General features: G+C 64.4%; 7 protein-coding genes and 1 pseudogene. 2 read left to right on the top strand and 6 right to left on the bottom strand.

Annotated features, from left to right (window positions below):
- Window positions 1-5: 5 nt before the first annotated feature.
- Entirely contained in the window at window positions 6-1,379 is a 1,374-nt protein-coding gene (locus NKL06_RS28160; RefSeq protein WP_023691174.1) for a class II 3-deoxy-7-phosphoheptulonate synthase, read from the bottom strand.
- 271 nt (window positions 1,380-1,650) lie between these two features.
- On the opposite strand from NKL06_RS28160, the gene NKL06_RS28165 reads away from it, so the two are divergent.
- Window positions 1,651-2,259 (top strand): hypothetical protein, encoded by a 609-nt coding sequence (locus NKL06_RS28165; RefSeq protein ID WP_196814070.1) that lies wholly within the window; start codon window positions 1,651-1,653, stop codon window positions 2,257-2,259.
- Here the strand turns inward: NKL06_RS28165 and mfd are convergent.
- Both mfd and NKL06_RS28175 read right to left on the bottom strand, forming a co-directional pair.
- Window positions 2,256-5,747 carry a transcription-repair coupling factor gene (mfd, locus tag NKL06_RS28170; RefSeq protein WP_023691172.1) on the bottom strand — a complete coding sequence of 1,164 codons (3,492 nt, stop codon included), beginning with the start codon at window positions 5,745-5,747 and terminating at the stop codon, window positions 2,256-2,258. The two genes, NKL06_RS28165 and mfd, sit on opposite strands and share 4 nt — an antisense overlap.
- 10 nt (window positions 5,748-5,757) lie before the next feature.
- Window positions 5,758-6,045 (bottom strand): FAD assembly factor SdhE, encoded by a 288-nt coding sequence (locus NKL06_RS28175; RefSeq protein ID WP_023681561.1) that lies wholly within the window; start codon window positions 6,043-6,045, stop codon window positions 5,758-5,760.
- Window positions 6,046-6,353: 308 nt separating this feature from the next.
- On the opposite strand from NKL06_RS28175, the gene recG reads away from it, so the two are divergent.
- Complete coding sequence (gene recG / locus NKL06_RS28180; protein WP_023691171.1) at window positions 6,354-8,462, top strand: ATP-dependent DNA helicase RecG; 2,109 nt, start codon at window positions 6,354-6,356, stop codon at window positions 8,460-8,462.
- Here recG and NKL06_RS28185 read toward each other — a convergent pair.
- The 3 genes and pseudogenes from NKL06_RS28185 to glmU all read right to left on the bottom strand — a co-directional run bounded on the left by NKL06_RS28185 (window position 8,414) and on the right by glmU (window position 12,667).
- Window positions 8,414-9,184, bottom strand: a complete 771-nt coding sequence (locus NKL06_RS28185) for a DUF502 domain-containing protein (protein WP_031193123.1) — start codon at window positions 9,182-9,184, stop codon at window positions 8,414-8,416. The genes recG and NKL06_RS28185 overlap by 49 nt on opposite strands.
- Before the next feature lie 92 nt (window positions 9,185-9,276).
- Window positions 9,277-11,099, bottom strand: a pseudogene (gene glmS, locus NKL06_RS28190) (glutamine--fructose-6-phosphate transaminase (isomerizing)).
- 194 nt (window positions 11,100-11,293) lie between these two features.
- The gene (gene glmU / locus NKL06_RS28195; RefSeq protein WP_023691169.1) at window positions 11,294-12,667 is read right to left on the bottom strand and encodes a bifunctional UDP-N-acetylglucosamine diphosphorylase/glucosamine-1-phosphate N-acetyltransferase GlmU; all 1,374 of its coding nucleotides are present in this window, start codon (window positions 12,665-12,667) and stop codon (window positions 11,294-11,296) included.
- Between the last annotated feature and the right edge of the window lie 14 nt (window positions 12,668-12,681).

Below are 12,681 nucleotides of genomic sequence, written 5' to 3' on the forward strand. Positions count from 1 at the left end.
GGCTCTCAGCCGTTCACGGCCTGCTTGTGCCGGATCGGATGGGTCTTCTTCAAGAGGTCGGACACCAGGAACGCCAGCTCGATCGCCTGGTCGGCGTTGAGGCGCGGGTCGCAATGGGTGTGGTAGCGATCCTGCAGTTCCTCTGCGGTGATGGCGCGGGCGCCGCCGGTGCATTCGGTGACGTTCTTGCCGGTCATCTCGACATGGATGCCGCCCGGGTGCGTGCCCTCAGCGCGATGCACTTCGAAGAAGGTCTGTACTTCCTTGAGGATGCGGTCGAATGGCCGCGTCTTGTAGCCGGCTGCCTCGATGGTGTTGCCGTGCATCGGGTCGGACGACCACACGACGCTGCGGCCTTCCTTCTGCACCGCGCGCACCAGCTTCGGCAGATGGTCGGCGACCTTGTCGGAGCCGAAGCGGGCGATCAGCGTCAGCCGGCCCGGCTCGTTCTCCGGATTGAGCAGGTCGATGAGCTCCAGCAGGCCGTCAGTCGTCAGCGACGGGCCGCATTTGAGGCCGAGCGGGTTCTTGATGCCGCGGCAATATTCGACATGCGCATGGTCGGGCTGTCGGGTGCGGTCGCCGATCCAGATCATGTGGCCCGACGTTGCGTACCAGTCGCCGGAGGTCGAATCGACGCGGGTCAGCGCCTCTTCATAGCCGAGCAGCAGCGCCTCGTGACTGGTGTAAAAGTCGGTCTCGCGCAGCGCGTAGTTGGTCTCCGAGGTGATGCCGACGGCCTTCATGAAGTCCATCGTCTCGGTGATGCGGTTGGCGAGCTTGCCGTATTTCTCGCCCTGCGGGCTGTCGGAGACGAAACCCAGCATCCAGCTATGCACATTCTCCAGGCTGGCATAGCCGCCCTGGGCGAAGGCGCGCAACAGGTTGAGCGTCGCCGCCGACTGGCGGTAAGCCATCTCCTGGCGGGCCGGGTCGGGAATACGCGACTTCGGGTCGAACTCGATGCCGTTGATGATGTCGCCACGGTAGCTTGGCAGCGTCACCTCGCCCTTGGTCTCATTGTCGGACGAGCGCGGCTTGGCGAACTGGCCGGCGACACGGCCGACCTTCACCACCGGCTGCGCGCCGGCAAAGGTCAGCACCACCGACATCTGCAGGAAGACGCGGAAGAAGTCGCGGATGTTGTCGGCGCCATGTTCGGCGAAACTCTCGGCGCAATCGCCGCCCTGCAGAAGGAATGCGTCGCCGGCAGCGACAGCCGCAAGCTGCTTCTTCAGCTTGCGCGCCTCACCGGCAAAAACCAGCGGCGGAAAGGTGGCGAGCTGGGCTTCCGTGTTCTTCAGCGCGGCGAGGTCCGGATAGGCAGGAACCTGCTTGATCGGCTTTGCTCTCCAAGAATTCGGCGACCATTTCGTCATCGCTGCACCCAAACGCTCTTTCCAGCAGGCTTTTGCCCGCCATTCCCGCCCCATATGGGGATGGCGGCTCCATACACGAAGCCGATTTTCTATTCTAGACCGGAATTCAAGCGCTGGCGAATGATGGGGAGCTCCATGCCGCGACCCACTTTGGCTTCTTATCTTCGCGACGGCTGTGCAATATCCCTTGGTGCCAGAATCGATCCTCACCGATGTAGTCGCGCCGGTCATCGTCCGCTGCGCAACAATTCTCCATGGAGTCCCTATGTCCGTGTCCGCCTACCTTGACCGCGTGCGCCGCGAGCAAGGCCTGTTTACGATCGAAGAGGTTGTTGGCCTGTCCGAGCGCGGCAACGTGATCTACGACCCCTACTCCACGCTGATTTCCGCAGGCGCCGTCATCGGGCGAGGCAACGTCTTCTTCCCCGGCGTCTACCTGTTCTGCACCGACGGTGGCGCGCTGGAGATCGGCGACGCCAACATTTTCCACGCCAACACACTGTTCGAAGCATCCGCCGGCGCAATCCGCGTCGGCTCACGCAACCAGTTTGGCGAAGGCGGTTTTACTGCAAAGGCCAACAGGCCGGGAGCCTCGATCGTGATCGGCGATCAAGGCCGCTATCTCAACGGCGCGGCGGTGTTCGGTGAGACGGTGCTCGGTTCGGGCAGCCAGCTTCTCGGCGCGATCACCGTCGACAGTTGCCGGCTGGAACCGGGCGGCAGTTTTCGTGAGTCCGACCCCGACCGCCGGGCCGGATTGCTGAAAGGCGCCGGCGCCGCGCGCGGCTTCACCGTGCCTGCCGGGCACGTCATCGTCGGCGCCGGCACGTTCTCGGCATCCGACCTGCAGTTGCAGTCGAATTTCCATCCGAAAGTCTAGGTGGCCACCAGCCGCGCCAACTGCGTCATGACGACAGCCGAGCCCGCCAGGCGCTTTTCCGCCGTCGGCCAGTCGCGGATGAAGACCACGCTGTGGTCGGCCCTGATCTTGGCCAGCGAGCCCTGTTCGCCGATGTACTTGACCAGCCCGACCGGGTTCGAAAACTCGCGCTTGCGGAAGTGGATGACGACGCCCTTGGGGCCGGCATCGAGCTTTTCGACATTGGCCCTCCGGCAGAGTGCCTTGATGAAGACGATCTTGAGCAGATGCTTCACTTCCTCCGGCAGCGGGCCGAAGCGGTCGATCAGCTCGGCGCCGAAAGCATCGATCTCCTCGGTGCTTTCGAGATCGCCAAGGCGGCGGTAGAGCGCCAGCCTGAGCTGCAGGTCCGGCACATAGCTTTCCGGGATCATGACCGCCGTGCCCACCGCGATCTGCGGCGACCAGCCGCCATCCTGCACCTCACCGGAATCCTTCACCTCGGCCACCGCCTCCTCCAGCATCTGCTGGTAGAGCTCAAAGCCGACCTCCTTGATGTGTCCGGATTGTTCTTCGCCGAGTAGATTGCCGGCGCCCCTGATGTCGAGGTCGTGGCTGGCGAGCTGGAAGCCGGCGCCAAGCGTGTCCAGCGATTGCAGCACCTTCAGCCGGCGCTCGGCGGTGTCGGTGAGCTTGCGATTGGCCGGCAGCGTGAACAACGCATATGCCCGCACCTTGGAACGGCCGACGCGGCCGCGCAGCTGGTAGAGCTGCGACAGGCCGAACATATCGGCGCGATGGATGATCAGCGTGTTGGCGGTCGGAATGTCGAGCCCGGATTCGACGATGGTGGTCGACAACAGCACGTCGTACTGGCCGTCATAGAAGGCGTTCATGATGTCGTCGAGTTCGCCCGGCGGCATCTGGCCATGGGCCACCGCCACCTTCAGCTCGGGGACGGATTCGCGCAGGAAATCATGGATTTCGGCGAGATCGCTGATGCGCGGAACGACATAGAAGGAATGGCCGCCGCGGTAGCGTTCGCGCAGCAGCGTCTCGCGGATGACCAGCGGGTCGAAAGGCGAGATGAAGGTGCGCACCGCCATGCGGTCGACCGGCGGCGTGGCGATCAGCGACAGTTCGCGCACGCCGGTCAAGGCAAGCTGCAGCGTGCGCGGGATCGGCGTCGCCGACAGCGTCAGCACGTGGACGTCGGTCTTGAGGTCCTTCAGCCGTTCCTTGTGCTTGACGCCAAAATGCTGCTCCTCGTCGATGATCAGCAGGCCGAGATTCTTGAACGAGATCGCCGACCCGAGCAGTGCATGGGTGCCGATGACGATGTCGACCTGCCCCTCGGCGATGGCTTTCTTGGTTTCCGCCAGTTCCTTGGCGCCGACCAGCCGCGAGGCCTGGCCGACGCGGATCGGCAGGCCGGAGAAGCGCTGCGAAAAAGTCTTGAAATGCTGGCGCGACAACAGCGTCGTCGGCACCACGACCGCGACCTGGAACCCTTCCATCGCCGCGATGAAGGCGGCGCGCAACGCCACTTCGGTCTTGCCGAAGCCGACATCGCCGCAGATCAGCCGGTCCATCGGCTTGCCGGCGCCGAGATCGTCCACGACGGCATCGATCGCGCCCTGCTGGTCGTCGGTCTCCTCATAGGGAAAGCGCGCCGAGAATTCGCCGTAAAGCCCTTCCGCCGGCACCATGGGCGGCGCGGTACGCATCTGGCGCTCGGCGGCAATGCGGATCAACTGTCCGGCCATGTCGAGCAGGCGCTTCTTCAGCCGCGCCTTGCGCGACTGCCAGGCGCCGCCGCCGAGCTTGTCCAGCGTCGCCTCGGCTGTGTCAGAGCCGTAGCGCGACAGAAGCTCGATGTTTTCCACCGGCAGGAACAGCCGGTCGTCGCCGGCATAGTGGATTTCCAGGCAGTCATGCGGCGCGCCGACCGCCTCGATGGTGCGCAGGCCGATGAAGCGGCCAATGCCGTGATCGGCGTGGACGACGATGTCGCCGGCCGACAGCGACGAGGCCTCGGCGATGAAATCCGACGCGCGCTTCTTGCGCTTCGAGCGGCGGATCAGCCGGTCGCCCAGAATGTCCTGCTCGGCGACGACGACCAGCTGTTCGGTCTCGAAGCCGGATTCCAGCGGCAGCACGGCGAGTACCGCCTGCCCCGGCTCGAGCTTTTCCGCCTCGGCCAGCGTCGCCACCGGCACGAGATTGCCGAGATGGTGCTCGGCCAGGATCTGGCCCAACCGGTCGAGCGAGCCTTCGGTCCAGCCGGCGACGATGACCCGGCGGCGCGCCGCGCGCTCGTCAGCGATGTGTTTTACGACGACATCGAAGACGTTGATGTTTGGGTCAGCCCGTTCCTCGGCAAAGCTGCGGCCATGGCGCGAGCCGCCATGGAAGACCTTCTTGGCCCCGACATCGGGCGCGTCGAAGGCGGTGAAGTCGATGGCTTCGCGCGGTCCGAGCGACGCCACGAGGTTTTCCGGTGAGAGATAGAGCAGGTCCGGCGCCACCGGCTTGTAGGGCACGGCGTCCTTCAACGCGGCGTCGGCCTGTTTGCGGCGCGCTTCGTAGTGGTCGAGGATTAGCGTGTGACGCTCAGCCAGCGCTTCGTGCGCCAGATGGTCGAAGATGACAGGCGCATCCGGCAGATAATCAAACACTGTCTCCAGCCGCTCGTAGAACAGCGGCAGCCAGTGCTCCATGCCGGCAAAGCGCCGCCCTTCGCTCACCGCCGCATAAAGGCCGTCGTCGCGCTGCGGCGCGCCAAAGGCTTCGATATAGGAGCGGCGGAAGCGGCTGATGGTTTCGGGGGTCAGCGCCACTTCACTCATCGCCTGCAGCGCCATCGACTTGCGCTGGCCGGTGGTGCGCTGCGTGGCGGCGTCGAAGACGCGGATCGATTCCAGCGTGTCGCCGAAGAAATCGAGCCGCAGTGCTTCCGTCCAGCCGGGTGCGTAGAGGTCGAGGATGCCGCCGCGCACGGCGAATTCGCCGATACCGCGCACCGTCGGCACTCGCTCGAAGCCGGAAATCTCCAGCCGGGACACCAGCGCGTTCATGTCGATTTGGTTGCCGGGCTTTGCGTGGAAAGTCTGCGCTTCGACCAGATCGGCCGGCGGAATGCGCTGCAGCAGCGCATTGGCAGTGGTCAGGATGACCGCGCGATGCGGCTTTTTTGCCAGCGCGATCATTGCCGTCAGGGCGTCGAGCCGCTTGGCGGCGGCATCGGAGCCTGGCGAAACGCGGTCATAGGGCAGGCAATCCCAGGCCGGCAACTCCAGCACCGGCAGGCCGGGGGCGGCAAAGGTCAGCGCCTCGATGATCGACGGCAGGCGCTGGCCGTCGCGCGCCACGAACAGCACCGGTTTGTCAGGCGCAATCTCATGGATCGCCTGCACCAGCGCAAAGGCTTCGTAGCCATCGGCAACGCCGTCGACGATGAACTGGCCGGCACGGCCTTTCGGCAGACCGATTTTGGGAATGAGGCTCATGGTTGCACGTTTAAAATGTCATGGTCCGGCGCGATGCCAGGATCTTTTGCAGGACGGCACAGTCGATATTCCTGGGAACCGGGCGTTCGCCGGTGACCATGGGCAGGAATTCGGTGTCGGGGATGTCGAGGAGCCTTTCATATTGGTCGATTTCATCGCCGGTCAAGGCGCCGATCTCGTTGTCGGCAAACGTACCGAGGATAAGGTCCATCTCGCGCATCCCGCGATGCCAGGAGCGGAACAACAGCTTGCGGCGCCTGATATCCAGCCCCTCGCTTGATCGTTTCGTCCCGGTCATCGTGCCGCATCCTTGCTTGGTGCGGCGCATATAGCGTGGATAGAGGGCGGTGTCAGCCTTGCAACGCACGGGTGGGCGGCTAAACATCCCTGGTGTGAAGAACACTCCTGACAACGCTGGTGCCGGACACCGCCCGCACTTCACCCTCCCCCTTGTGGGGAGGGTCGGCGAGCACGCTTCGCAAAGCGAAGCGGGTGAGACGGGGTGCGGCGCTGACCTACCGACTTCCTCGAAAGTTAGCCGCGCACCTACCCCCATCCCGCTCCGCTTCGAGGATCGACCCTCCCCACAGGGGGGAGAGTGAAGCCATGCGCCCCTCCCTCCTCGACCCTCTCTTCGTCCCGATCACTTCGCTTGCCGGCGTCGGCCCCAAGGTTGGCGCTCTGATCGAGAAGGTGGTGGCGGCCGATCTCGGCGAACGGCCGGCGCGCGCCGGCGACCTGTTGTTCGTTCTGCCGCACACCGTCATAGACCGCCGCAATCGTCCCGGCATCGCGCTTGCGCCGGCCGGCGCCATCGTCACGCTCGACGTGCGCATCGACCGCCACCAGCCGCCGCCGCGCGGCAACCGGTCGGTGCCTTACCGCGTCTATGCCCATGACGACACCGGCGAGATCGGCCTGATCTTCTTCCACGCCCATGCCGCCTATCTCGAAAAGGCGATGCCGGTGGGCGAGCATGTCGTCGTCTCCGGCCGCATGGAGTGGTTCAACGGCCGCCCGACCATGGTCCATCCCGACCATATCGCCCTGGTGAGCGAGGCGGAAACACTGCCGCTGGTCGAACCGGTCTATCCGCTGACCGCCGGCCTGTCGGGCAAGGTGCTGCGCCGCGCCATCGGCCAGGCGCTCGGCCGGCTGCCGGAATTGTCGGAATGGCAGGACGGCGCCTTCATGCGCAAGCAGACTTTCCCCGCCTTCGCCGACGCGCTCGCCCGCATCCACTATCCCGCGGACCCGATCGATGTCGCCATCGAGGGGGTGGCATGGCGCCGCCTTGCCTATGACGAGCTTCTCGCCGGCCAGGTCTCGCTGGCATTGGTGCGGGCAAAAGTGCGCCGCCTGTCGGGCCGGCCGCTCATCGGCGACGGTCGCATCGTCGAGAAACTGCGCGCAGCCCTGCCCTATTCATTGACCGGCAGCCAGGAATTCGCGCTTGCCGAAATCAATGCCGATCTGGCCGACCCCGAGCGCATGCTGCGCCTGCTGCAAGGCGATGTCGGCTCCGGCAAGACGGTGGTGGCGCTGCTGGCCATGGGGCGCGCAGTCGAGGCCGGCGGCCAGGCGGCCTTGATGGCGCCGACCGAAATCCTGGCGCGCCAGCATCTGGCGACGATCACGCCTTTGGCCGAACAGGCCGGCCTGCGCGTCGCTATCCTGACCGGCCGCGAAAAGGGCCGCGAACGCACTGAAACGCTATCAGGTCTCGCCAGCGGCGAGATCGACATCGTCGTCGGCACCCATGCGCTGTTCCAGGAAACGGTGGCCTATCACGACCTCGTCTTTGCCGTGGTCGACGAGCAACACCGCTTCGGCGTCCACCAGCGGCTTGCCATCACCGCCAAGGGCGACGCCCCCGACATGCTGGTGATGACGGCGACGCCGATCCCGCGCACTCTGGTGCTGACCGCCTTCGGCGACATGGACGTCTCCAAGCTGACGGAAAAACCGATCGGCCGCCAGCCGATCCGCACCGTCACGCTGCCGCTGGAACGGCTGGACGAACTGGTCGGTCGCATGCTGGACGCGGTTGCCGACGGCCAGAAGATCTACTGGATCTGCCCGCTGGTCGAGGAATCCGAAGAGATCAAGCTGATGTCGGCCGAGGACCGATTTGCCTCGCTGCAGCCCTTGTTCGGCGATCGCATCGGCCTCGTCCACGGCCGCATGAAGGGCGCCGAAAAGGACGAGGCGATGCGCGCCTTCAAGGCCGGCGAAACCCGCATCCTGATCGCCACCACCGTCATCGAGGTCGGCGTCGACGTGCCGGATGCCACCATCATGGTCATCGAGCATGCCGAACGTTTTGGCCTGGCGCAACTGCACCAGTTGCGCGGCCGCGTCGGCCGCGGCGACAAGCCTTCTTCCTGCGTGCTGCTTTACAAGGACCCGCTCGGCGAGACGGCAAAACGCCGGCTGTCGGTGATGCGCGAGACCGAGGACGGTTTCCTGATCGCCGAAGAGGATCTGAAGCTGCGCGGCGAAGGCGAATTGCTCGGCACCCGCCAGTCCGGCACGCCGGGCTTCCAGGTGGCGCGCATCGAGGTGCACGCCGACTTGCTCGAAGCAGCCCGCGACGATGCAAGGCTGATCCTGTCGCGCGACCCGGAACTACAGTCTGAGCGCGGCGAGGCGCTGCGCCTGCTGCTCTATTTGTTCGGCCGCGACGAGGCCGTACGGCTCTTGCGCGCCGGCTGAGCGCCCTCGGCGATCAGCCCGCCAAGCGGCGGGTTGGCGAGATCTCCGTCGATCGGCTGGCCGTTCATAGTCACCATTTTCGGCTTGACTTCGGGCGCCACCAGCCCGGCCGAGACGATCAGCCTGGCGCCGTCCTCGATCGTCATGTCGAGCAGCACGATGTCGGATTTCGGCACGTACATCAGGAAACCGGTGGTAGGGTTCGGCGTGCACGGCATGAACACGGCGATCATCGGGTCGCCTGCATGGTCGAGCTTCTGGTTGATCTCGGTTTCCTTCTCGCTGGCGACGAAGACCAGCGACCAGACGCCTTTTCGCGGATATTCGACCAGCCCGACCTGGCGGAACATATCGCCCTTGTTCGACAGCACCGTCTGGAAAATCTGCTTCAGCGAACCGTAGATGCCGCGCACCAGCGGCATACGGCCAAGCAGCCGTTCGCCGAAATTGACGATGGCGCGACCGACGATGTTGGCGGTCATGAAGCCGATCAGCGTGATCAGCACGAGCGCCACGATCAGGCCGAAGCCGGGCACCGGAAACGGCAAATAGGTGTCGGGGCTGTAGCGCGCCGGAATGTACGGCTTCACCCAGGAATCGACCCAGCCGACGAACGACCAGGCGATATAGGCGGTGATCGCCAGCGGCGCGCAGACGATAAAGCCTGTGAGGAAATAGTTCCTCAGCCGGGTCATGCCTGAAGTTCTGGGAGCATCGGACATGGTTCACCGGGGACGCGGGTTGCAGCGCCACACTAGTGAAGCGGACGGCGCTTTGGAACTGCGAAGTTTTTTAGACCCCCGATGAGCGCCGACTACTCCACCGTCACCGATTTCGCCAGGTTGCGCGGCTGGTCGACGTCCGTCCCCATGAACACGGCGGCGTAGTAGGCCAGCATCTGGATCGGCAGCGCATAGATGATCGGCGAGATGATTTCCGGCACGTCGGGCAGGATGATCGTCTCCATCGTCTTGACGCTGACCTGCGCCGCGCCCTTGGCGTCGGTGATCAGGATGATCTTGCCGCCGCGCGCCGCCACTTCCTGCATGTTCGACACGGTTTTTCGAAGATGCGATCATGCGGCGCGATGACGATGACCGGCATGTTCTCGTCGATCAGCGCGATCGGCCCGTGCTTCAGTTCGCCCGCGGCATAACCCTCGGCATGGATGTAAGAGATTTCCTTGAGTTTCAGCGCGCCTTCCATGGCCAGCGGGAAATTGGTGTCGCGTCCGAGATAGAGCACGTCCTTGTAGCGCGAGATTTCGCGCGCGATGCGCTCGATCTGCTCTTCGAGCTTCAGTACCTGGTTGGCGTAGCGAGGCGCCTCCGAAAGAGCGCGCACCAGCGTCTTTTCCTCATCCTTCGAGATCGTGCCGCGCGCCACACCCGCACGCACCGCCAGCGAGGCCAGCACCGAAAGCTGGCAGGTGAAAGCCTTGGTCGAGGCGACGCCGATCTCCGGCCCGGCCAGCGTCGGCAGCACGACGTCGGATTCGCGCGCCATGGTCGATTCGCGCACATTGACGATGGCGCCGATCTTCATGCCCGCCTTGCGGCAATAGCGCAGCGAGGCCAGCGTGTCGGCGGTTTCGCCGGACTGCGAGATGAAGAAGGCGGCATCATCCGCCGATAACGGCATTTCGCGGTAGCGGAATTCCGAGGCGACATCGATGTCGACCGGCAGCCGCGCATAGCGCTCGAACCAGTATTTGCTGATCAGGCCGGCTAGATAGGCGGTGCCGCAGGCCGAGATCGCCAGCCGGCCGATCTTGGCAAAGTCGAACGGCAGTTCCAGCGGCTTCGACACGCCAGAGACGAAATCGACATAGTGCGCCAGCGTATGCGAGATCACTTCGGGCTGTTCATGGATTTCCTTTTCCATGAAATGGCGGCGGTTGCCCTTGTCGACCATGAAGCTGGTCGACAGTGATTGCTGGCGCTTGCGGGCAACCTCTTTGCCGTCGATGTCGAAGATGGTGACGCCATCGCGGCGCACCACCGTCCAGTCGCCGTCTTCGAGGTAGGTGATGGAATTGGTGAACGGCGCCAGCGCGATGGCGTCGGAGCCCAGAAACATCTCGCCATCGCCATGGCCGACGGCCAGAGGCGGACCATTGCGGGCGCCGACGATGAGGTCCTCGTCGCCGGTGAACATGATGGCCAGCGCAAAGGCGCCTTCCAGCCGCTTCAGCGCCTGGTGCGCGGCCTCGATCGGCTTCAGCCCCTTGGCCAGTTCGCGCGCCACCAGATGCGCTACGACCTCGGTGTCGGTCTGCGACGAGAAGGAATAGCCGTCGCGGATCAGCTCATCGCGCAACTCGGCGAAATTCTCGATGATGCCGTTGTGAACGATGGCGACGCCGTTGGAAAAATGCGGATGGGCGTTGGTCTCGTTGGGCACGCCATGGGTCGCCCATCGCGTGTGGCCGATGCCGATGGTGCCGTCGAGCGGTTCTTCCTTCAGCCGGCGTTCGAGGTTGATGAGCTTGCCTTCGGCGCGGCGGCGGCCGAGCGCACCTTTCTCGACGGTGGCGACTCCGGCGGAGTCATAGCCACGATATTCAAGCCGCTTCAAAGCATCGACAATGAGCGGCGCGACTTGGCTCTGGCCGACAATTCCGACGATACCGCACATGCGCCTGCCCCCGATTCACCTGGAAAACCAGTCCCGATGGAAAACCAGCGTTATCTAGGGATTGCCGGCCCGCCGCGAAAGTCACTTTGCATTTCGTCTGGTGTAACGGAACGCTTCTCAACCCGATGCACCATGACACACCGCTCTTGCAATCCGGTTACCGCAATTCCTCGGTTGTTCAATTGCTTCGGCGGTTAATGGTCGGTGCCGGCCTTTTTCTTCGCCGCAGCGGCCGAGGCAAAGCGCTCGCGCAATTCCTTGCCTTTCCCGGGAATGGTCTTCTGGCGGGCGCGGCCGAAGGCCAGCGCATCGTCCGGCACGCTTTCGGTGATGACGCTGCCCGAGGCGATGTAGCCACCCTTGCCGATGGAAACCGGCGCCACCAGCGACGAGTTCGAGCCGACAAAGGCACCCTCGCCGATATCGGTGAAGAACTTTGAATAACCATCATAGTTGCAGGTGATGGTGCCGGCGCCGATATTGGCCCCCGCGCCCACACGGGCATCGCCGATATAGGTCAGATGATTGACCTTGGCGCCCTCCTCGATGACCGCCTGCTTGACCTCGCAGAAATTGCCGACCTTGGCCTTTTGCCTCAGATCGGCGCCAGGCCTGAGCCGCGCGAACGGACCGACGTCGCAATTGGAGGCGATGGTGGCGCCCTCTATGTGGCTGAAAGCGTGTATCTTGGCCCCGGTTGCAATTTTCACGCCCGGGCCGAACCAGACATTGGGCTCGACGATCGTGTCGGCGCCGATTTCGGTGTCGTGCGAGAAATACACCGTCTCCGGCGCGATCAGCGTTACGCCCGACAGCATGGCCTCGTAGCGCCGGCGCACCTGCCAGATGCCTTCCGCCTGCGCCAGCTCGGCCCGGTTGTTGATGCCGAGCGCGCTCTCGAAGCTCGTTTCGGTGGCGAGGACATCGAGCCCTTTCGCACTGGCGATCTCCACGATGTCGGTGAGATAGTACTCGCCCTTGGCGTTCTTGTTGCCAACCTGGTCGAGCAGGTCGAGCGCATGCTTGCCCGCCACCGCCATCATGCCGGCATTGCAGAAGCCGATCTTCTTTTCCTCGGCGGAGCAGTCCTTCTCCTCGCGGATGGCGGTGAGCTTGCCGCCCTTTTCGATCAGCCGGCCATAGCCGGTCGGGCTGGGCGGACGGAAACCGATCACTACGACGGCCGCGCCATCGGCAAGCTTTTGCCGCGCGGTCACCAGGGCTTCAGCATCGATCAGCGGCGTGTCGCCGAACATCACGAGAATGTCGTCATAACCCGTTGATATTGCACCGCGTGCGGCCAGCACGGCATGCGCAGTGCCGAGCCGCTTCTCCTGCACGAAGGTCTCGGCCTTGGGCGCGAATTTCGCCGCCGCCTTGCGCATATCATCGGCGCCATGGCCGATCACCAGCGCCTGGCTGCGGGCGCCGGCGGCCTCGGCCGCTTTCACCACATGGGCGACCATCGGCAGTCCGGCGATCTGGTGCAGCACCTTGGGCAGAGCGCTCTTCATGCGCGTGCCTTCACCGGCGGCGAGAATGACGGACAAGCAGGATCTCTGGCTCATGGAAGGACAACCGT

It is taken from the genome of Mesorhizobium sp. C268A, from assembly GCF_040324475.1.
Lineage (GTDB): Bacteria > Pseudomonadota > Alphaproteobacteria > Rhizobiales > Rhizobiaceae > Mesorhizobium.